The sequence below is a fragment of the Desulfobacula sp. genome (assembly GCF_014237455.1).
GTDB lineage: Bacteria > Desulfobacterota > Desulfobacteria > Desulfobacterales > Desulfobacteraceae > Desulfobacula.
Genome location: NZ_JABZFL010000080.1, coordinates 12,327 through 32,498 on the forward strand (window position 1 = coordinate 12,327; position 20,172 = coordinate 32,498).

At 41.0% G+C, this 20,172-nt stretch carries 18 protein-coding genes; 13 read left to right on the forward strand and 5 right to left on the reverse strand.

Annotated elements, in window-relative coordinates:
- Nucleotides 1–4: 4 nt before the first annotated feature.
- Entirely contained in the window at nucleotides 5–2,143 is a 2,139-nt protein-coding gene (locus tag HGJ91_RS11770) for an aldehyde ferredoxin oxidoreductase family protein (RefSeq protein WP_291347957.1), read from the reverse strand.
- Between the two features lie 211 nt (nucleotides 2,144–2,354).
- Between HGJ91_RS11770 and HGJ91_RS11775 the strand changes: the two genes are divergently transcribed.
- The 8 genes from HGJ91_RS11775 to HGJ91_RS11810 all read left to right on the forward strand — a co-directional run bounded on the left by HGJ91_RS11775 (nucleotide 2,355) and on the right by HGJ91_RS11810 (nucleotide 10,108).
- Nucleotides 2,355–2,654 carry a YggT family protein gene (locus HGJ91_RS11775; protein ID WP_291347958.1) on the forward strand — a complete coding sequence of 100 codons (300 nt, stop codon included), beginning with the start codon at nucleotides 2,355–2,357 and terminating at the stop codon, nucleotides 2,652–2,654.
- A 19-nt stretch (nucleotides 2,655–2,673) separates the two neighbouring features.
- On the forward strand, nucleotides 2,674–3,174 hold the full coding sequence (locus HGJ91_RS11780) for a DivIVA domain-containing protein (protein ID WP_291347959.1): 501 nt from the start codon (nucleotides 2,674–2,676) through the stop codon (nucleotides 3,172–3,174).
- Nucleotides 3,175–3,242: 68 nt separating this feature from the next.
- Nucleotides 3,243–4,325, forward strand: a complete 1,083-nt coding sequence (locus tag HGJ91_RS11785; protein ID WP_291347960.1) for a type IV pilus twitching motility protein PilT — start codon at nucleotides 3,243–3,245, stop codon at nucleotides 4,323–4,325.
- A gap of 35 nt (nucleotides 4,326–4,360) precedes the next feature.
- The gene (locus HGJ91_RS11790; RefSeq protein WP_291347961.1) at nucleotides 4,361–5,524 is read left to right on the forward strand and encodes a type IV pilus twitching motility protein PilT; all 1,164 of its coding nucleotides are present in this window, start codon (nucleotides 4,361–4,363) and stop codon (nucleotides 5,522–5,524) included.
- Nucleotides 5,525–5,527: 3 nt separating this feature from the next.
- Nucleotides 5,528–5,950: a hypothetical protein gene (locus tag HGJ91_RS11795; RefSeq protein ID WP_291347962.1), complete on the forward strand. Its 423-nt coding sequence runs from the start codon at nucleotides 5,528–5,530 to the stop codon at nucleotides 5,948–5,950.
- A 26-nt stretch (nucleotides 5,951–5,976) separates the two neighbouring features.
- Nucleotides 5,977–6,852, forward strand: coding sequence for a hypothetical protein (locus HGJ91_RS11800; RefSeq protein ID WP_291347963.1), 876 nt, complete (start codon nucleotides 5,977–5,979; stop codon nucleotides 6,850–6,852).
- Nucleotides 6,849–8,849, forward strand: a complete 2,001-nt coding sequence (locus HGJ91_RS11805) for a penicillin-binding protein 1A (protein ID WP_291347964.1) — start codon at nucleotides 6,849–6,851, stop codon at nucleotides 8,847–8,849. Before HGJ91_RS11800 ends, HGJ91_RS11805 begins: the two co-directional genes overlap by 4 nt.
- Nucleotides 8,846–10,108: an SPOR domain-containing protein gene (locus HGJ91_RS11810; protein WP_291347965.1), complete on the forward strand. Its 1,263-nt coding sequence runs from the start codon at nucleotides 8,846–8,848 to the stop codon at nucleotides 10,106–10,108. The genes HGJ91_RS11805 and HGJ91_RS11810 overlap by 4 nt, the downstream gene beginning before the upstream one ends.
- A 76-nt stretch (nucleotides 10,109–10,184) precedes the next feature.
- Here HGJ91_RS11810 and yedF read toward each other — a convergent pair whose 3' ends face one another.
- Nucleotides 10,185–10,799 (reverse strand): sulfurtransferase-like selenium metabolism protein YedF, encoded by a 615-nt coding sequence (yedF, locus tag HGJ91_RS11815; protein ID WP_291347966.1) that lies wholly within the window; start codon nucleotides 10,797–10,799, stop codon nucleotides 10,185–10,187.
- A 214-nt stretch (nucleotides 10,800–11,013) separates the two neighbouring features.
- On the opposite strand from yedF, the gene HGJ91_RS11820 reads away from it, so the two are divergent.
- The gene (locus HGJ91_RS11820; RefSeq protein ID WP_291347967.1) at nucleotides 11,014–11,310 is read left to right on the forward strand and encodes a hypothetical protein; all 297 of its coding nucleotides are present in this window, start codon (nucleotides 11,014–11,016) and stop codon (nucleotides 11,308–11,310) included.
- Nucleotides 11,311–11,339: 29 nt separating this feature from the next.
- Here HGJ91_RS11820 and HGJ91_RS11825 read toward each other — a convergent pair whose 3' ends face one another.
- Nucleotides 11,340–12,365, reverse strand: coding sequence for a tRNA-dihydrouridine synthase family protein (locus HGJ91_RS11825; RefSeq protein ID WP_291347968.1), 1,026 nt, complete (start codon nucleotides 12,363–12,365; stop codon nucleotides 11,340–11,342).
- A 198-nt stretch (nucleotides 12,366–12,563) separates the two neighbouring features.
- On the opposite strand from HGJ91_RS11825, the gene HGJ91_RS11830 reads away from it, so the two are divergent.
- The 4 genes from HGJ91_RS11830 (at nucleotide 12,564) to HGJ91_RS11845 (ending at nucleotide 16,953) form a co-directional block, all read left to right on the forward strand.
- Nucleotides 12,564–13,538 (forward strand): FeoA domain-containing protein, encoded by a 975-nt coding sequence (locus HGJ91_RS11830; RefSeq protein WP_291347969.1) that lies wholly within the window; start codon nucleotides 12,564–12,566, stop codon nucleotides 13,536–13,538.
- Nucleotide 13,539: 1 nt separating this feature from the next.
- Nucleotides 13,540–15,711 (forward strand): ferrous iron transport protein B, encoded by a 2,172-nt coding sequence (gene feoB / locus HGJ91_RS11835; RefSeq protein ID WP_291347970.1) that lies wholly within the window; start codon nucleotides 13,540–13,542, stop codon nucleotides 15,709–15,711.
- 23 nt (nucleotides 15,712–15,734) lie between these two features.
- Nucleotides 15,735–16,193 (forward strand): SH3 domain-containing protein, encoded by a 459-nt coding sequence (locus HGJ91_RS11840; protein WP_291347971.1) that lies wholly within the window; start codon nucleotides 15,735–15,737, stop codon nucleotides 16,191–16,193.
- A gap of 70 nt (nucleotides 16,194–16,263) precedes the next feature.
- A complete protein-coding gene (locus HGJ91_RS11845; protein WP_291347972.1) occupies nucleotides 16,264–16,953 on the forward strand; it encodes a tetratricopeptide repeat protein in 690 nt (229 codons plus the stop codon).
- Nucleotides 16,954–17,227: 274 nt separating this feature from the next.
- On the opposite strand, the gene HGJ91_RS11850 is transcribed toward HGJ91_RS11845, so the two are convergent.
- Nucleotides 17,228–18,598: a sigma-54 dependent transcriptional regulator gene (locus HGJ91_RS11850; RefSeq protein ID WP_291347973.1), complete on the reverse strand. Its 1,371-nt coding sequence runs from the start codon at nucleotides 18,596–18,598 to the stop codon at nucleotides 17,228–17,230.
- A gap of 4 nt (nucleotides 18,599–18,602) precedes the next feature.
- Complete coding sequence (locus tag HGJ91_RS11855) at nucleotides 18,603–20,027, reverse strand: ATP-binding protein (RefSeq protein WP_291347974.1); 1,425 nt, start codon at nucleotides 20,025–20,027, stop codon at nucleotides 18,603–18,605.
- Nucleotides 20,028–20,172 lie beyond the last annotated feature (145 nt).

Here is a 20,172-nt window from a genome sequence, read left to right on the forward strand (position 1 = left end):
AAGATTATACTACACCATTTTTCTTTAAAACTTCCATGACTTCAGGGAAATCAATACCCAGGCGTTTGACGGTTGCAACGGTGGGGATTCCGTTTTGGGTCCATCCGCGGCGCTCATAGACAGCATCTTTGAGAAGTTCATATTGCTCTTCTCTTTTTTGTTTTAAAGCAGCTACTTTTTCTTTGGAAGTCATGCTGCTGATATCCAATCCGTATTTTTCTTTGAGCTGCTCATCATATCGTTTTTGCCGTGATTCATATTCCTCCACGGTCACGGGACCAACAGCCCTGTAAGGCACAGTATCATGCTCTCTTGTACCAAAACCCATTTTCAGATTGAAAATTCTCTGGAAATTATAAACCGCCTCACTCATGGTAATGATATCATCAGGTCCTGTTTTCCTGCCGGTAACAGCAGAGAAGAAATCTGCATACCAGCCGATATGTTTCATTACCTTGGCAGGCTCGGGTGTGTCTTTATTGTCTTCAGGCACAATATCGTTCCAGGGAAGTTTGCAAAGGCCGCAAAGACCGAACCAGGTTCTGAACATGGGGAACCAGTGAAGGGCTTCTGCCTTGTCTTCAAAAGTCGGCATGAAATTGTGAACCATATCAAGGAAGATGAGCCAGGCTTCATCATGCTGGGGGCCTTTCAGGGCAAGGCCATACCCCCCCTGCTGGGCAAGAGATTCTTTGGTGATGTATTCGGAAAATTCAAGACCCTTGGATTCCATACCAATGTCCTGCATAAATGCCATGTCAGCACCGAAGTCTTTTGCAAACATTTTTTTCATGTTTCTGATCCCTTTGCCGACAATGGCACCAAACCCTTCGCCTTTTGCCATTTGGTGGATGATCTCCAGAGCGTTAAACCGGTTGCCAAAGTTTAAATCCATCCCACCGGTATGATCAGTGGTGATCAGATGGTTCTCAAAACATTCCATGACAAATGCAATGGAGGTCCCAACAGAGATAGTGTCCAGGCCATAGGCATCGCAATAAAAATTAATTTCAAGGATGGTATGGGCATCAAAAATACCCAGGCTGGAACCACAGCCGGCTATAGTTTCATATTCAGGTCCGTCAACAAACACTTTTCCCCCCCTATAGGGGCCTGTAAACGGTGAAAAGTCTTTCACCCCGTGGGCGCAGGCAACAGTACAGCCTCTCCAGCACCCATCAAATCCTTTGTCAAAGATATGTTCATAGACTTCTTCCCCGATGACTTTACTTTCAGGATGGGAACCAAACTTGAAGTTATGAACCGGCAGACAGTCATGATCATTCATAATGGGCACAAGGTGGGTGGTTCCCACAAGGGCCATCCTGTTCTGTTTGGGATCAAGTTCATTGATTTCTTTTGCATGGGTTTTGGTGACAAGTTTAAGTGCGTCAAAATCCGCAGGGTTATTGGATTTCATTGAAATGGCACCGAATCTCGCCACAATGGCTTTAACTTTTTTATCGGCAAAGACGGTTCCGATACCGCCGCGCCCGGCCTGTTTGTACCTGACTCTTTTACGCCCGGCATCCCACCAGGAAAAATTCAGGCATCCGAAAAATGTGTGTTCTGCACCCGGCCCTGCTGTTACAACAGAAACATTGACAGGCTTGTCCTTGTCAAAATGCCGGGTTAAGGTATCTGAAAGCTCATAGGAATCGGTTGGAAGGTTTTCTGCTTCAAATATTTTGATTTTGCTTTCAATCCCATCAATGAAAATAACGGTATCTTCTTTAGCTTTCCCGTCAACCTGTATCACATCAAACCCGGAAAATTTTTTATAAGGTCCAAAATATCCCCCTACATTTGAATCAATAGGGGCACCGGTTAAAGGCGAAATGGATGTCACAATACTTTTTCCGCCACCGGGATATCCCGGGGTTCCGCCAAGGGGGCCCGAAGAAATACAAATAGTATTTTCAGGGTCATTCCACTTGGTATCACCTGAAACTGCATTCCACATCAGCCAGAGATCATACCCTTTTCCGCCAATAAACTTGTTTTTTATTTTTTTTTCAATATTATTGATAATAATATCGGATGAATCAAGATTGACGCGAAGGGATTGATTCGTATACCCTTTTTTTATTTCTGCTTTTTCATAAGATATGGTTTTTATCTCTTTAAGACTGATTTGACCCATTTTATGACTCCTTAAGTATAGATACGTCCATGTAATTAATATTGATTTGAAATGGTTAAACCATTATTATTATATTTGCTGTTGGTTGTCAACCAGCGAAAGCAAATATTTAATCCGGCTAAATACGTAAAAAAACTTGACTTTTTACGGTATTCGTAGTTAACCAGAAAACTAAAAGGGATGCAATTATTTTCGGGAAAAGGGTGTATAAATGCTCATATTAGCCAATTTTTTTGAAGCCATAGCCGTTGTTCTGGATTATGGCCTTACATTTTATATGTGGATCGTTGTTGCAGGCGCGGTTTTGTCATGGGTGAGCCCTGATCCCTACAATCCCATTGTACGGTTTATTAATAATGTAACCGAGCCTGTTTTTTATCAAATCAGAAAGAGGCTTCCCGTGAATTTCGGGGGGCTTGATATATCTCCTGTTATCGTTATTTTAGCAATTATTTTTCTTCAGACATTTGTTGTGAACAGCCTTCACGGGCTGGCACGCACAATAGCATAATAAAAAGTGAGGTATTCTTATGGGTATAACACCACTGGTTGTTAAGCAAAAAGAGTTCACGACAAGATTCAGAGGGTTTGATGTTCAGGAAGTGGATTATTTTCTTGAAGATGTGGTAAAAGAACTTGAAAACCTGAATCATTCCATTCAAAGTCTTCACGAAGAAAATCATCGGATGAACCTGGAGAATCAGGGCTATAGAAAGAGAGAAAATTCTATGAAAAATGCCATGATTCAGTCCCATAAAGTCCTGGATCAAATGAAAGAAAATGCTAAGAAATCTTCACAGGTGATCATTGCCAATGCTGAAGTTGAAGCGGAAAAAATGCTGAACAGGGCGCATAATCGGCTTTCACAACTTCACAGTGATATTATTGAGCTGAAACGTCAAAGAATTCAGCTTGAAATGCAAATAAGTGCCGTACTCGAATCCCACGCAAAACTGCTTGAGATGACAAAGGAAGAAAATAAGACTGCCGATGAGACCGATTCTACCTTAAAATTTATCAAACAAGCATAATTTATTAATACTTCGCTCCCGCACGTGTGCAGGGGACGAGAGAACCATTAGCAAAAAAGGTATGGGAAATGGCTGAAATTGATGCTTTTTTTAAATTGATGCATGAGCAGGGTGCTTCCGATCTCCACCTGGCCTCAGGCCAGCAACCTGCATTAAGGCTTCATGGCGATATTGAACGGATAAAATATGATATTCTGACCAGCGATAAATTACGGAAACTTTTATATGAAATAACCTCCCAGGAGAAGATCAAGGCTTTTGAAGAGACCGGGGATGTGGATTTTGGTTATGAAATTCCGGGACTTGCCAGGTACAGGGCAAATTATTTTATGCAGAAAAATGGTATTTCAGCAGTTTTCCGTGAGATCCCTTCCGAAATAATGACAGCAGAACAGCTGGGGCTTCCGCCTGTTATTTCAAAACTGGCTGATCTTCCAAGGGGGCTTGTCCTGGTCACAGGTCCGACAGGCTCCGGTAAATCAACTACTCTGGCAGCCATTATTGATCAGGCAAACCGAAATAGAAAAGATCACATTATTACCGTAGAAGATCCCATTGAGTTTGTGCACAGAAGTCAGAGTGCTATTGTGAGCCACAGGGAAGTGGGATCACATACACAAACTTTTTCATCGGCACTAAGGGGGGCTTTACGTGAAGACCCTGACATTATTCTTGTGGGGGAGTTAAGGGATCTTGAAACCATTTCTCTTGCCATAGAAGCTGCCGCTACCGGCCATCTGGTGTTTGGCACCCTGCATACCTCCAGTGCAGCCAAAACCGTTGACAGAATTATTGAAGTCTTCCCCTCCACTGAACAGGCCCAGATACGGTCTACATTGTCTGATGGCCTGAGAGCTATTGTAGCTCAGGTATTGTTTAAAAGGGTGGATCAAAAAGGCAGATGTGTGGCTTTGGAAATTCTTGTGGGAACGCCTGCTGTGCGAAATCTTATCCGGGAAGCCAAAACGCACCAGATCCCATCCATGATTCAGACAGGAAAACAATACGGGATGCAATTGCTGGATGATGCCATTATGCAACTGTATAAAAAAGGATGGATCAGCCCGGATGAGGCATATGGAAAGGCGAATAATAAATCCTTATTCAGGCCGTTCCTGAAAAAACCGCCGGCTGATTTTACAGAAGCTTAACGGTTTATTTAAATTAAAAATAAGAGGAAGAAGGCATGAAAAAACAGCAGATGGACCATATTCTTTCCAAAATGCTGGATTCCTATGACAATGTTTCAGACTTGAACTTTACGCCGGACAAACCGCTGCAGGTTGAAAGTTCCGGTGAGCTGGTTGCGGTGAATATAGATCCGGACTTTAAACTGCTGACTCCGTTTCAAACTGAAATATTTGCATTGAACTTGATTAATAATAATCGGAAATTAACAGAGATGCTGATTAGAGAAGGATCTTGCGATCTTTCCTATCAACTGGGCAATAAAGCACGGTTCAGAGTGAATATATTTTCAAGATCAGGCAAGTATTCCATTGTTCTAAGAAAGCTTGAGACAAAAATTCCCACCATTGAGGAGTTGAATCTGCCCCGTGCATTTCATACAATGGCAGAAGAGAGAAACGGTATTATCTTTGTCACCGGGGCAACCGGTTCTGGAAAGTCAACATCCCTTGCAGCGCTATTGGATAAAATCAATAAAACAAAATCCGTTCACGTGATTACCCTTGAAGACCCGATTGAATATCAGCACCCCCAGAAAAAATCCACCTTTAATCAGCGGGAACTGGGAGCTGATTTTGATACCTTTGCAAATGGTTTGAGGGCTGCCCTGCGTCAGGCCCCAAAAGTGATCCTGGTGGGTGAAATGCGTGACAGGGAGACAGTGGAAATCGGTCTTTCTGCGGCTGAAACAGGTCACCTTGTCCTGTCAACATTGCATACCGTAGACGCCGGACAAACCATTAATCGTGTTCTGGGCATGTTTTCCACTGAAGAAGAAAAACAGATCAGAATTCGTCTGGCAGATACCATCAGATGGGTTGTCTCTCAGAGATTATTGCCAAAAATCGGCGGCGGAAGGGTGGCTGCCTTTGAAGTTATGGGGTCGAATTTGAGGGTGAAAGATTCTATCCTCAATGGAGAGTCCGAGGGAAAGACATTCAATGATATCATTACCGCAGGCAAGGCCCAGGACATGGTTTCTTTTGATGAATATATCATTTCTCTTTATGAAGAGGGAAATATCAGTGAGGATATTGCATCCTCCTATGCATCAAGGAAAGATATTGTGGGTCGAGGCCTTGATTCGATAAAAAGTTCCCGTGGCGAAACCACAACAAATATTGATGCATTGGAAATTGATCGTGGATATAAAGGAAGGTAAGCTATGAATGCCCTTGTATGTATTGATGGGGATGAGTTGAAAAAAAAGGTGTATTCACTTGTTAAACAAATGGGGCTGAATGCAGAGGCAGTCACAGATACCAAAGCGGCTTTGAAAAAACTTGAATACCATATTTATCATCTGGTGATTATGGATGACGCTTTTGATCAGAATAAGGGGTTTTCGGGCATTCTTGACAGGATGAATACCATGGATATGTCTTTAAGGCGCAGGATTTGCCTTGTCTGGGTCAGCAATAAACTCAATACCAATGATAACATGGCTGCCCTGCATTCCAGTGTGAATACTATTATTCACCAGGATGACATTATTCATCTGAAAGCATTTTTATCCAGAGCGTTAACGGGGCATAAAAATTTTTACACGGTCTATAATGAGTCCTTGAAACAGGCCGGAAAAGCGTAAAGGAACGGTGTGCATAAGAATTTTTTATGATCCAGCAGTGGTATGAACCTTTAAATTTTTCTGAATGGCTGAGAAGAGCCTTTTCTTTTCTGAATATCGCAGTCTTTATCATTACGGCCATTTTTATTTTTTCTGAATTCAGGTTTAACTGGGTTGAAAATCTTGTTGGCTCTTATCTTACCTCCACAAATGAGTTTCGTCCTGAAACAGGCGCTATCTGGGAGACGGGAAAACAAACCTCCAATGCCCATGAGTACCTTAATAAAATTATCAGTAAAAAAGAGGATACCCGGAAAAATGTTTATCAGGCATCCACTTTTTCCGGTCTTGCTTCAGGTATTTTGCCGGGGGAGTGGGTTACATTGGAGAAACAGCAGTTTAAAACACTTTATCTGACCCTTGAAAAATCAACAGCTTTAAAAATTATCGAACCGGCGCAACTGGTATGGTTGTTGAATGGCAGCTCTCTGGACAGGATATTTTGCGAAGGTATCACAGGAGGGATCAAGATTTATTTTATTGATTCTGAAAACAGAGTGATCAAACAGATTGATCTTAGAAAAGAAGATATCCTTGATATTGAAAACGGTGACCGGCCGGTGCCGGGAGAACTTGCGGATATGGAGGGATTTTCGGGGCGTATATATCCGGCCCGGTTTTTTTTTGATACGCTGTTTAAACTGCCTGCTGATATTATTCCCGATCTGATAGTGAATCCTGAAAGCTTACTGAAACAGGAGGGGAAGATTATTAATATTGGTATCTGGAATGAGGCAGAAAACGGTTATATTAAACTCGGGTTTGAGTTTGAAGAGACAGGGGGCAAGCAGGTTGTCTTTATAAAAGGTCGCGAATGGGCTGTCTGGCAGCTGAGCCTGAACCTTAGAGGAGAGGGGAATTGAATCTGGCTTTAAGATTCATAAAACTGATCCGGTTCTGCCTGTTTTTCGGGTTAATTCTTGTTTCACTGGGATGCCTTTGCGGGATGTTTCTGGTATTTTTTGTGGCAAAAGATCTTCCAAAGCTTCCGTCTCCTTTAAGCCGGATCATTGAAAGGCCTCAAACCCAGGTTTTTGCCTCAAACGGACAAGTGCTGATGAGTCTTGGAGAGAGAAAAACCATTCCCTTGAACATGGTTTCCCAGGATTTCATTAATGCGATCCTTGCAACAGAAGATCACAGGTTTTTTGAACACCACGGAATCAATAAGCTTCGAACTTTAAAAGGGCTTTATATTACGATTTTTAAATCAGGCAGGGTCCAGGGGGCATCCACCATTACCCAGCAGCTTGCAAAAAATCTGTTTTTCACTTTTGAAAAAACATATAAACGTAAATTCAAAGAACTGCTTGTGGCATTACAGATTGAGACGTCCAATACAAAACAAGAAATTTTACATGCCTATATCAATCAAATTTATTTTGGCGCAGGTGCCCAGGGTATTGAAAAAGCGTCAAGAGTATTTTTCGGTAAACCTGCTCTGGATTTAAACCTGGCTGAGGCAGCACTTCTTGCGGGGCTGCCCAAATCTCCTACAAATTATAACCCCTACCGGCACTATGACCGGGCGTTAAAAAGGCGCGAGGTTGTTATAAAAAGAATGGTACAGGTTGGGTTTATATCTGATCTTGAAGCACAGCAGGTCCTGTTGACAAAACCTGAACTTTATCATGAACAATCCGACTCAAGAACCGGAAGTTATTTTTTAGATGCGCTGATAAATGAGCTGGTCCAGAAGTATGGAGAAGATGTTGTTTATCATGGCGGCATTAAGGTGTTTGCCACGATTGATACAAGACTGCAAACGTATGCCCGGCAGTCTTTAAAAAAAGGTCTTGAAAGGCTTGACACCATGATGGGTATTAAAGAGGAGAATGCGGATTATCCCCAGGGGGCGCTCGTGGCCATCGATACAGGGTCCGGTGCTGTGAAAGCCCTTGTCGGGGGCCGCGATTATTACAAAAGTGAATTCAACCGGGCCATAAAAAGTCTTCGGCAGCCGGGAAGCGGTTTTAAGCCTTTTCTTTATTATACGGCATTTAAAAACTTAGGATTTCATCCTGGGACCATCCTGACGGATAAACCTGTTATCATCCCGGTAAAAGGAGCACCAGACTGGGAACCAAAAAATTTCAGCAAAACCTTTTCAGGTAATATGATTTTAAAAAAGGCGTTAATCAACTCTGTTAATACGATTGCAGCCCAGCTTGTAGAAAAAACCGGCCCAGGGGCGGTTAACAGAACTGCCAGAACCTGTGGCATTCAGAGTCCATTAAAAGAGGTGTATTCTGTGGCTCTCGGAACCTCAGGTGTGACACCCTTTGAAATGGCCTCGGCATATACGGTTTTTGCCACCCTTGGAGTCCTGCATGACCCCTTTCTTTTCTGGCGGGTGGAAGATGCATTCGGCAGGGTTATTTTTGAGCACATCGTCCAGGAAAAAAGAGTGCTTGATCCCTCCACCACTTATCAGGTGGTGGATATGATGAAATCAGTCATTGAAACGGGGTCGGGACGATCCATCCGGCAACTGGGATTCAACCGTGCTGCTGCCGGAAAAACCGGCACCGCAGACAGCTATAATGATGCCTGGTTTACAGGATTTACACCAACACTCAGCACATCGGTCTGGGCTGGTTTTGATAAGAAAAAGAAATTGATGGATATCAATAAGGTGGGTATCACAGGTGGTAAAATCGCTGCACCGATCTGGGCTGAATTTATGATAAATGCTCTCAAATCAGAGCCTGAAAGAGATTTCCCGATTCCTGATAATATCCGGTTTGAAACTGTGGATACAACGACAGGGTGTAACCCTAAAGAGGGGAAAGAGATTTTTGAAGTTTTGAAAGTCCCTTTAAAATCTGAACAACATTTGTGTGTGGAAGAGGAACAATGATCTGGATTTTAAGAAACATCAGTGTACATTTGTGGATTACCACTCTGTTTACCATACCGCTGACGTTTTATATCATGCCGGGGCTCACAAGGTTTTTTCCCGGGATCAGCCCTTTAACCACCGGGCTTGTGGCCATTACAGGCTTAGTCGTTGTGATCGGTTTTTTAATGGATATGACCGCCAAGAAAGCTGTGATGAATTTGATTAAAGAAGGGCAGGCCTGGGAGAGGTCGGGGATTTTGAATAAGGCTGAGAAAAATTATATAAAAGCGTTAAGAATTTATGATACGTTTCTTCTCTGGCCTTTTTCTGCAAAAAAGATAGCTCAAAAAATATCCGGTGCCGTTGCAAAATTTAAATTAAATACGTCCGTTAAAAATCAAAATTTTAAACTGGGCACTATGGTTTATCTGAAGATGAACCCGGAGGATGAGGATATCGCCCGACTGTGGCTTTCCCATCTTCGGCAGTCAACTGTTGTGACATCATTTGAGCAGGAAGTACTGTCTGTCCTTGCTGAAAAGCATTATGCCAATAAACTTCTGGCAGGTTTAATGATTGATATTTTCCTTGGATTGGAAAGAAAGGATTTTATTGCAAAAAAACTTTATCAGCATGTACTTCAAGATCCTGTATTTAAAAAGAGGTATTCAGAAAGAATCGAGGATGCCATTGGTAAAACTGATAAAACCCTTCAACAGGAAGTCTCCTTTCTGCTGCCTGAAAAAAAGCCTGGAAAGAAGATTGAGATTGGAAAAAAGATAGGATCGATAATGGAGAGGGGTGTTTCTTCTCTGAAAAACGCAGGGGCGTTCATTGGATCTGTTGTAAGTTTTTTGATTTTATCTGTGGGCAGGGCAACCGCATATATAAAAAAACATGAAAAGACACAATTTTATTTAAAGGCGGGTTTTCTTTCGATTGTTTCGATCTGGCTCGGGTTTTTTATAATAAGTACCATGTCCCATATGTTTAAATCAAAAACAGTTGAAAAACAAAAAGTGAAAATTCAAATTCAGGTACCCAGGCCGTTTACGATCCAGGTGGCAGCATATTTAAATGAGAAACATGCTGTCAGGTATATTGACATTTTAAAGAAAAAAGGAATTGATGCCATCGTCAAAAAGGTGGATGGTGGCGGGAAAACCTGGTTTGTGGTCCGGGTTTCCGAATTTGCGGATAAGAAAAGTGCGACAGCTTACGGCCAGAAATTAAAGCAGCAAAGAATCATTGATGATTTTTTTGTCAACAATAAATAAATTAGTATTTGACCGAAAACCTGAAAATTTTGGAAGCATACGCCCCACTTCGAACCGAGGACAAGGCGGGCTCAAATCATAGATTAATGATTTTATCGGCTAACTGCATTGATGTCACTACATCAAGCATGTTGGTTGTTTCACCGATAATTTTTTCATTCATTAATCCCAAGTGAGTTAAGCATGCCCCGCAAACAAGGATGTCTACGCCTGATTGTTCAAGCTCTTTGAGTTCTTCAAGAATTTTGGAATCTTTGGTGGAAAATTTTACACCATGGTTTAAAAGTACCAGCCGCCAGAGGTCATTATCCAGTTCTTTCAAGGTTTTAACAAAATTGATCATCAATTTCTGGCCCAGCGCATCATCCCCTTTTCCAATCTGCTGTGAAGAGAGTATGACTAAAATTTTCTGGCTGTCAGATTCCTTTTTTGTTTTAACGGGGCTGGAATCAGATTCCAGTTTTTTAGATTTTTCAGGATCTCTTCGGCCCGATACCGTGGAGGAGATGCCGTCTGAATCGACAGATACTTCAAATCCCTGGAAATTTAAGAATCGGGTTACATTCTCCACAGCAGCATCATTGTCAACAATAACATCAATTTTTGTGGCTGCCTCCTGTTCAAGAAATTCCTTTGTTTCCAGTACAGGTGCCGGACATTCAAGTGTTCTGCAGTCAATTTTTTTTGTCATTATACAGTTCCTTTCCTTTTCTTTTTTTACCTGTTAATTTTAAGAAGCCTTCAATCCTCTGTCAAATTGGTATATCCAATACGAATTCCAATTGTCATTGAAAATGCTGATAAAATATTGGGGAATTAAAAAGATTTGACAGCCAAGGCCTTATATGACCATACTTTTACTAAATTGATGTAACTGCAATTGTTTAAAAAAAAGGAGAAAAAACATGATCATTATTTCAAATGTCACTTACCCCCCTGAAAGCACTAAGGAAATTGCGAAACGATACCTTAAGGCACCGGTCCTGCCGGAGTTTATCAATAAAAAAGGGCCATATGTTTCAGCCAGTAAAATTAATGGCATGAACTCGATCACCTATTATGAACTGGATAATAACAGGCTTGCAGAAGGGCTGCAGGCTGTCGCTGAAAGCCTGGCCATCTATTTTGGTGTGCCGGGATATAAATATAATCTCAAACCTTATTTTGAACTTGAAGAAGGGCTGAATATCCTTGGTTTGTAGCCATTGATAATTTTTTATAGGGCCGAATATTACAAGAATAAATTTTGGTTTGGCCTTGAAAGGGTTTCAGGGTTTGTTTCAAAAATCGAATCAAGGTTGGTTCTGATATCATCCATGGTTTGTGCACGGACCAGCTTTTTTAAGATGTGATGGCCGAATTTAAAATTCGCACAAAAATACGGAGAAAACTTTTTAAACAGCTTGACGGAAAAATGATCATCATAATGATCTAAAAGAATCTGTGTCATTCTCATGGCAGAGGTAAAAAAAATGTCATCTCCCGGAGAAAAATCTTTTGTCCACTGTGCAAACAGCCAGGGCCGCGCAACTGCCATGCGGCCCACAGACAGTCCCTGGCAGGATGTCTGCTCGATCATTTTGACACCATCTTCTGCCTGGAAAAGGTTCCCATTACCAAAAACAGGGATGCCCACAGCCTGTTTGACAAGTTTTATCACATCCCATCGGGGAGGCCGGTTCCTTCTGTCAGGCGCAACCCTTGGATGGAAGGTGAGCGCATCAGCCCCGGCATCTTCAAACCTCCTTGCCATATCCACAGCAAATTGAGGATTGTTATCCCACCCGGTCCTGAATTTTACAAAAACAGGGATGGATACGGATTTTCTCACAGCTTTCACGATTTTTGATGAAAGATCAGGGTTTTTTAAAAGAGCGGCCCCGCATCCTTTTTTGCAGATCGTTGCCACAGAACACCCGAAATTAAGATCAACCCCGAAAAAGCCTTCTTTTTCTATTCGTTCAGCAGCTCTTGCCATACTTTCCGGATCAGGCCCAAAGATCTGGCAGACAAGGCATTCAAGTTCTTCCTTCCGCCATTTAAACACCAGGGAGGTATCAGGATTTTCATGGGGGACGGCCTTTGCGCTGCACATTCCTGTAAACAGCAGACCAAACCCACCAAATTCACAGATGAGCTGCCTTAAGGCAATATGGCCAAGGCCTGCCATGGGCGCAAGCACAATCCTGTTATGGATGACACGATCCTTTATGGTCAGGTCTTGTAAAAGATAGTGGGAGAGTGTCCGGATTTTCATTTTTTATTCGCTAAAAAAGATTCCTTAAATGGTGTTAACTAACCAGGAACACCGTGCCTTGTCAATGTCTTGTTTTATTTTTTCAATTGGTTTTGTCGCAATGGCGTTGAATCCGTATTCCCGAAAATAGGCTGTCATTTGCTTGACATAAACAGCCGGCTATAATATCTTAGAACGTTATTTTAAGGGAAAAAAGCAATGATTGATACGCATGAGCAGGAAAAAAAGCAGTTTAAAAGATTATTTCAGCAACAGGGTGTTGACCGGTTTGACTTCAGGTTCCAGGTTCTGGAAGCTTTTTTAAAACTTGAACACCATGTAACTATCAAAGATATTCAGGCCCAGCTTAAAGCGGACGGGGTCGAGCTTGATGCAGGGTTTGTATTAAACAGTATGAGGCTTTTGCACAGGTTTGGATTTGCATCCAAAATAGAGTTTGATAACAAGGAAACACAATATGAGCATCGACACCTTGGATTACACCATGATCATATGGTCTGTATAAAATGCGGCAGCATACTGGAATTCAAGGATGAGGCCATAGAGAAACAGCAGCTCAAGCTTGCAGATGCTTATGGGTTCCATATGCTTCAGCATAAAATGGAAATATACGGTCTTTGCTCCAAGTGTATGGAGCATCGCAGTACAATTGTATCTCTTGGCAAGGCAAAACAGGGAGAAAAGCTGATTGTAAAAGAGTTTGATGCCGGTAAGAATATGCAGCTTCGTATCTCCTCAATGGGACTTAAAATCGGGGATTTGATTGAAATTGTTTCTGCCGGGTTTGGCGGGCAGATGGTGATTGCCACAGGAGAAAATCGTTTAGTCCTGGGCAAGGGAATGGCAGAGAAAATAAGGGTTCAACCCTTTGACCAGGCAAAAATATCTGATCATGAAAGCGATAAAGAATCCCGGGACACCTTTTCATCCCCCATGTTGCTCAGTCAGATGAAAACCGGTCAGGAAGGCGTGATTCGAAAGATTTCTGGAGAAAGTGTGGTAAGGCGAAGACTGCTTGAAATGGGAATTAACAGGGGATCAACGATATATGTCGAAAAATATGCGCCACTCAAAGATCCTATTGAACTTGTTATCAAAGGATACCATATATCACTCCGGGTTCATGAAGCTGCAAATATTTTTGTTGAAAACATAAAATTTAAAAAAAGGTAATATGAGTAAAGAATTGACCATTGCCCTTGCAGGGAACCCTAACAGTGGCAAGACAACCATATTTAACAACCTTACAGGCGCCAGGCAGAAAGTTGGAAACTGGCCAGGTGTCACTGTGGAGAAAAAAGAAGGCAGATTAAGGCATAAAGAATATGATTTGAAGATTGTTGATCTTCCAGGCACCTATAGCCTTACGCCATTCTCAATTGAAGAAATCACAGCAAGGGATTTTATTTTAAATGAAAATCCGGATATTGTTGTTAATATTATTGATGCCTCCAATCTTGAAAGAAGTCTTTTTTTGGCCATTCAAATCCTTGAACTTGGGCGGCCTGCTTTATTTGTACTGAATATGGCAGATGTTGCAGAAGCAAAAGGGATTAAGATTAATGAGAAAAAATTATCCCAGTTACTGGGATTGCCCGTTGTCTTTACCATTGGAAATAAAAATAAAGGTATTGATACTCTTGTTGAGGCAGCTATTGAAGAAGTCAGCCGGTTTAGTGAAGGAAAAGAAAGCCGGGATATCAGATACGGCCTGGAGATCGAAGGGTGTATTTCAAAAGTTGAAACTGAGATTCTTGAAAGCGAAATAAATATTGACGGTGTCCTTAGATGGAATGCCATTAAAATTCTTGAAGATGATAAAATCGTTAAAAAGAAATTTCAGGATTTGTCATCCGCGGCAGCAAAAAAAGTTTTTCAGACATCAGAGGCATGCCGCAAAAGAGTCTATGATCTGTTTGAAGATGATTTTGAGATTGTACTGACCGATGACCGGTATGGGGTTATTGCAGGTATTGTAAAAGAAACCATAACCAACCTTGCCAGCAAGCGGATCGATATGTCACGAAGTATTGATCTTGTACTGACAGATAGATTTTTTGGAATCCCCGTATTTATTTTTTTTATCTGGGCCATGTTTCAAGTGACATTCTCCCTTGGCGCATATCCTATGGAATGGATAGATATGACGGTTTCAGCGCTTTCCGGCAGCCTTGATAGAGTTATGCCGCCATCTATGTTAAAAGATCTTCTATTAAATGGTGTCATCGCTGGGATCGGCAGTGTTATCATTTTTCTTCCCAATATTCTCATCCTGTTTTTCTGCATTGCTCTTTTTGAGGATACCGGGTATATGGCAAGGGCGGCCTTCTTAATGGACAGGGTGATGCATACATCGGGGCTTCATGGAAAATCCTTTATTCCTATGTTAATGGGATTTGGCTGTACTGTGCCTGCGATTATGGCTACACGAACTCTGGAGAGCGATAAAGACCGGATTTTAACGATTCTGATGACACCATTTATGTCCTGTTCGGCAAGGCTTCCGGTTTATATTGTACTGGCCGGCAGTTTTTTTGCGGAAAAAGCGGGTACTGTTATCTTCGGCCTGTATTTTACAGGTATTATTATTGCAATTTTGTCCGGCAGATTTTTAAGGGCTGTTTTGTTTAAAGGAGAAGAAGCCCCGTTTATTATGGAGCTGCCGCCATACAGAATGCCAATGTTAAAAAGTCTTTTGATCCATATGTGGGACAGAAGCAAGATGTTTTTAAAAAAAATGGGCGGGGTTATTCTTATCGGGTCGATAATTATCTGGGCGCTTTCAAGTTTTCCAAGATCAATTTCCTATTCTGTGGATTACGATAAAAAGATCAATGCGTTAAACTCTGATTATTCCCAGATGATTGCTTCGGCTGCGGATCAAGAGGCAGAAGAATTAAACCGGCAGTTAAGTTTAGAACTTGAGGATATTGAAAACAGAAAAGAACAGGAACGGGTGTCTAATTCTTATATCGGTAGAATCGGAAAAGGGCTGGAACCAATATTTAAACCGATTGGAATAGGCTGGCAGGCAAGTGTTGCACTTGTTACAGGCTTTGTTGCCAAAGAGGTTGTTGTCAGTACAATGGGGGTGTTATATGGTGTGGGTACCAGCGAGGGTGAAGCCCTTGAAAAAGCGCTTAAAAAATCCGGTATGACGGCGCTTTCTGCACTCTCAATGATGATTTTTGTTTTGTTATATGTGCCTTGTTTTGCCACTGTTTTAGCTATTTACAGGGAAACTTCAGCAAAATGGGCTGGTTTTAACCTGATATATACAACTATGGTTGCATGGGGCATGTCTTTTTTGGTATACCGGACAGGAATGATGTTAGGTTTGAGTTAGAAGAAATAATACGGAGGCTTTTTATGAAGTGGTTGAATATAGAAGTCATTGTTAAAACCATGTCGGCTGTTATGGCAGTTTTATTGATTTTGCCGGGTTTGGCCTTTGCACAGGAAAGATTTTCTGTTACGGCTACTATAGCCAATATGCGGTCAGGTTCTGGAACAAAATATGATGTATTGTGGCAGGTTGAGCAATATCATCCTGTCAGAATTGTCGAAAAGAAAGGCGACTGGTATAAAATAAAGGATTTTGAAAATGATGTGGCGTGGCTTCATAAATCTCTTTTAGGCAAGACGAAAAGTGTGATCACAATAAAAGATAAATGCAATGTCCGGTCCAAGCCAGACACCAAAAGTCAAGTTTTGTTTACAGTTGAAAAAGGTGTGCCGTTTAAGGTTCTTGCGCGAAAGGGTAACTGGATTAACATTGAGCATGCTGACGGGGACGTCGGCTGGATTTATAAAACACTCGTGTGGTAAAAACCGGGGTCAGGCTTGGCTTATTTGAATAATAAGCCAAGCCTGACCTCATATACTAAGGAACAGCAGAATGGCAGAGCAGAAAGTCTCAAATGAACGGAGAAAGGAACTTGAACAATTAGACCCTTTTCAGGAAAATCTTTTAAAGGTACTAACCTATGGTAAAGAATATAAAAAACAATTGATCCTGATTGTGGGAGCCCTCGTTTTGGTAGCGGTGGTTTTTTCAGGGGTTATGTATAGTTTTCAAAAAGCTGAAAACACTGCTGCCATACTTGTGAGTCAGGCATTAACCCAGTATGCAAAAGCCAGTGATCCCGATAAGGGTTATCTGGAAATTAAAGATGGCTTTAAAACCATTTTTACGGAGTATGCCAATACCACTGCGGGTAAGCAGGCTAAGGTTAAATTTGCCAAAATATGTTATGAGGCTTCAGAATTTGATCAAAGCTATAAATATTATAAAGAATCCCTTGAAATATTTAAAAACGATGCGTTGATGGAAAATTTTCTTCTGGCATCATTGGGACATGTAAGCCTTGCCAGAAAAGAATTTGAAGAGGCTAAAAAATATTTTCTTCAAATCGAAAAAGGGGAAACGGATCTATTGAAGGATGAAGCAAGATTTTCACTGGCCATGTTGTATGAAGCCGATAATAATGTGGCTGAGAGCAAAAAAATGTATGATAAAATTGTGACGGAATATGAAAGTTCAATGTACAAGCCGATTGCTAAAAGTAAACTTGATGAAATGAAGTGATATAAACTTAAAAAGGCTGCTTGGCTTTGCCGCCGCAGCCTTTTTAAGAAAAGGAAAAAAAGATGAAAAAACTAACATTCTGTTAGTAAAATAATATTGCAATTTCCTTGCCATAATATGCAAAATAATTCTTATTTTCAAAAATTTGTTTAACCACTTGAAATTATAATTGTTTTAATTTTTGATAGAAGTCGAAAATCGTACTTTCCCACAGCTGAATTAAAAAAGGATGACAAAGAGTTCAAGATTTTGAACTCTTTTTTATTTTTTTAAACTAATTGTCTATGTTAAACTTTTTTAGTTTTTGGTTCAAACCGCTTTTTCCTATTCCCAGAAGTTGAGCTGCTTTTGTTTGTACATTTCCTGAAAGTTTCATTGCTCTTTGTATCATTCTTTTCTCGACTGCTGCCAGAGTCTCCACAAGGCCCACACCCTCTGGAATCCCATCCAGGTCGAGCGGGGGGGACATATCTTGCCGGGTCTGTAAGGGAAGGTCGGATGGGGTAATTATATTACCGCTGCCAAGGATAACAGAACGTTCTATCGTGTTTTCAAGTTCCCTTACGTTCCCTTGCCATTGATAATCACATAAAATCTTGATAGCTTCCGGGTTGATCCCGGATACGTTGCTGCCGGCGTGCTGTTCTCTGGTATATTTGTCAATAAAATGTTTAATTAACAAAGGGATATCCTCGGATCGCTCTCGAAGGGGGGGGATAACAACCTTGACAACATTGAGCCTGTAGTAGAGATCTTCTCTGAAATGCCCTTTTTTTACCTCATCTTCAAGATTTTTGTTGGTGGCGGCAATGAGGCGAAAGTCAACAGGTATAGGCTGTGTTCCTCCAACTCGTTCAATCGTTTTCTCCTGGAGAACCCTTAATAATTTTACCTGTAGAGATATGGGCAATTCACCAATTTCATCAAGAAAGAGAGTTCCTTTGTCTGAAATTTCAAATCGCCCTTTTTTCATAGTGCCTGCCCCGGTGAAGGCCCCTTTTTCATGGCCAAACAACTCACTTTCCAAAAGCGTTTCAACAAATGCAGAGCAGTTTACAACAACCAGAGGTTTGTTTTTTCTTAGACTGTTATAATGGATTGATTTAGCCACCAGCTCTTTTCCGGTACCGCTTTCACCTTCAATAAGAGCACTGGCATTTGAAGGCGCCACTTTTTTAATAATTTCATAAATTTCCTGCATGGGTTTGCTTTTTCCGATGATATTATCAAAGCTGTACCGTGAGCTGATGGCGTTCCTGAGCATGCTGTTTTCCTGAACAATTCTGTAAACTGAGATAGCCTTGGCAATGTGTGCAATAAGCGTCTGGTTCTCAAAAGGTTTGAGGATAAACGTGTATGCACCTTTGTGCATTGCTCCCACGGCCTTTTCAACACTGCCGTAAGCAGTCATGATGATGACAGGGATGTCTGGATTGATTTCCTTAATCTTTTCAAGTAATTGGATGCCGCTCATCCCGGGCATTTTTACATCGGTCAAAACCAGATCTATGAGTTCATTGTTTAAAATATCCAATGCTTCCATTCCACTGGAAGCTGTTAAGGATGTATAGCCTTCTTCCTGAAGAATTTCGCCTATTATCCTGGGATAATTTTTTTCATCATCAACAATCAGAATATTTTCCATGCAGTTAAGTCTCCTGAACCGGAAGTGTAATTTCTACGTTCGCGCCCTTTGTTTCCATATTTGTGATTATAATTGCTCCGCTGTGGGCTTCAATCATATTTTTTACGATACCAAGACCTAATCCTGTTCCGGTATCCTTTGTAGTGAAAAACGGTGTCCATATTTTTTTTAAGATCTCTTTTTCGATTCCTTCCCCGTTATCAATAAAATTGATAACGATACTGCCGGAATCATATTTTATTTGGATGGTGATACAGCCATTGTCTTTCAAGGACTGGAATGCATTGATCATTATATTTAGAAACGCCTGATAAAGCATGGCACTGTCAGCCATTATTTCAGGCAGATGTTCTGATATTTCTTTGATAATTTTAAAATTGTTATCCTCGATCTGGGGAGTAAGATAGGCGATATTTTTTTCTATAATATTTTCAATTCTACAGGGATGAAGGTCCGGGGCTTTAGGTCTGGCAAAATTGAGAAAATCCGTAATAATATTATCAAGCCTGACAGACTCTTCAACAATAATATCAGGGATGCTGGTTTTGGCACCTAATTTTGTCATTTTTTGTTTCAATAATTGAGCACTGCTTTTGATAATGCCAAGTGGATTCCTGATTTCATGTGATATTCCAGCTGTCATTTCACCAATGGCTGACAGGTGTTCGGCCTGCTGTAGTTTTTCTTCAAGCTTAATCCTTTCCTCAGCCCTTTTTTCTATGATTTTTTCTCCATGCTTAACGACAAACAGAAGCACAAAAAAAAGTATTCCCATGACAATAAAACAGGAGCCAACAGTAAGTCCCTGGAGTTTAACCACTTTTTTATAATCATCGGAAACATCCCGGACAATTTCAATAACGCCCAGTACAGGTCCTGCCAGTGTTGGTGATACCCGTTTTTCAGCCCTTAAGGGCGCAAAGGTGATGATTTTTGTTTCCTGGGGGAACCAGAACAGCAGTTCCAGAAAGCTGCCATGTTGTATAAGCCTTGATGTCGCTTCTTCCTTCATTGCTTTTTCATAATGGACACCGCCGGCGTTTTTCTGCCCTATTTCAGTCTGATCAAAGCTATAGGAGATGATATTTTTTTCATCATAGATGGTAACCATCTCGACATTAAAGCTGTGAAGGGTCGATCGGACAACTTTGTCCATCAGAAGAAATTGTTCTTTTTCGCGTAATCTGATCTCTCCATATCGTACTAATACAGGGATCATAAATCTGGAAATAATCTGATGGTTGAGATTTTCAACAAGCACGGAAGCGTATTCTTCACTCTTTTCGAGAAGAATATTCCTTACCCAGTGTGCATTCAGAGCTGATATGACAATCGTTGCTGTGAACATAATCACCAGGGACGAAAATGTGAAAAATTTGACCAGCCTGAAGGGTTTGACACTTTGTGAACCATCTGTTTTTTTTAACATTTATTTTATTATTTTATTATTTTTAAAAGTTATAAGTGTTTTTATTTTTTGCTGTTAAATTGCAAAAACCATGATAGTGCTTGACTTTACAGCAATTTAGCATCAAAGTATAGTAATATTGACGTTACAGATCAATATAAAAGAT

Coding starts and splice junctions, on each gene's coding strand:
- HGJ91_RS11855 (WP_291347974.1), bottom strand. CDS start 20,027: ATGTTAAAAAAAACAGATGGTTCACAAAGTGTCAAACCCTTCAGGCTG.
- HGJ91_RS11830 (WP_291347969.1), top strand. CDS start 12,564: ATGATTGATACGCATGAGCAGGAAAAAAAGCAGTTTAAAAGATTATTT.
- HGJ91_RS11800 (WP_291347963.1), top strand. CDS start 5,977: ATGATCCAGCAGTGGTATGAACCTTTAAATTTTTCTGAATGGCTGAGA.
- HGJ91_RS11810 (WP_291347965.1), top strand. CDS start 8,846: ATGATCTGGATTTTAAGAAACATCAGTGTACATTTGTGGATTACCACT.
- HGJ91_RS11775 (WP_291347958.1), top strand. CDS start 2,355: ATGCTCATATTAGCCAATTTTTTTGAAGCCATAGCCGTTGTTCTGGAT.
- HGJ91_RS11795 (WP_291347962.1), top strand. CDS start 5,528: ATGAATGCCCTTGTATGTATTGATGGGGATGAGTTGAAAAAAAAGGTG.
- HGJ91_RS11785 (WP_291347960.1), top strand. CDS start 3,243: ATGGCTGAAATTGATGCTTTTTTTAAATTGATGCATGAGCAGGGTGCT.
- HGJ91_RS11840 (WP_291347971.1), top strand. CDS start 15,735: ATGAAGTGGTTGAATATAGAAGTCATTGTTAAAACCATGTCGGCTGTT.
- HGJ91_RS11780 (WP_291347959.1), top strand. CDS start 2,674: ATGGGTATAACACCACTGGTTGTTAAGCAAAAAGAGTTCACGACAAGA.
- HGJ91_RS11850 (WP_291347973.1), bottom strand. CDS start 18,598: ATGGAAAATATTCTGATTGTTGATGATGAAAAAAATTATCCCAGGATA.
- HGJ91_RS11820 (WP_291347967.1), top strand. CDS start 11,014: ATGATCATTATTTCAAATGTCACTTACCCCCCTGAAAGCACTAAGGAA.
- HGJ91_RS11825 (WP_291347968.1), bottom strand. CDS start 12,365: ATGAAAATCCGGACACTCTCCCACTATCTTTTACAAGACCTGACCATA.
- HGJ91_RS11770 (WP_291347957.1), bottom strand. CDS start 2,143: ATGGGTCAAATCAGTCTTAAAGAGATAAAAACCATATCTTATGAAAAA.
- yedF (WP_291347966.1), bottom strand. CDS start 10,799: ATGACAAAAAAAATTGACTGCAGAACACTTGAATGTCCGGCACCTGTA.
- feoB (WP_291347970.1), top strand. CDS start 13,540: ATGAGTAAAGAATTGACCATTGCCCTTGCAGGGAACCCTAACAGTGGC.
- HGJ91_RS11790 (WP_291347961.1), top strand. CDS start 4,361: ATGAAAAAACAGCAGATGGACCATATTCTTTCCAAAATGCTGGATTCC.
- HGJ91_RS11845 (WP_291347972.1), top strand. CDS start 16,264: ATGGCAGAGCAGAAAGTCTCAAATGAACGGAGAAAGGAACTTGAACAA.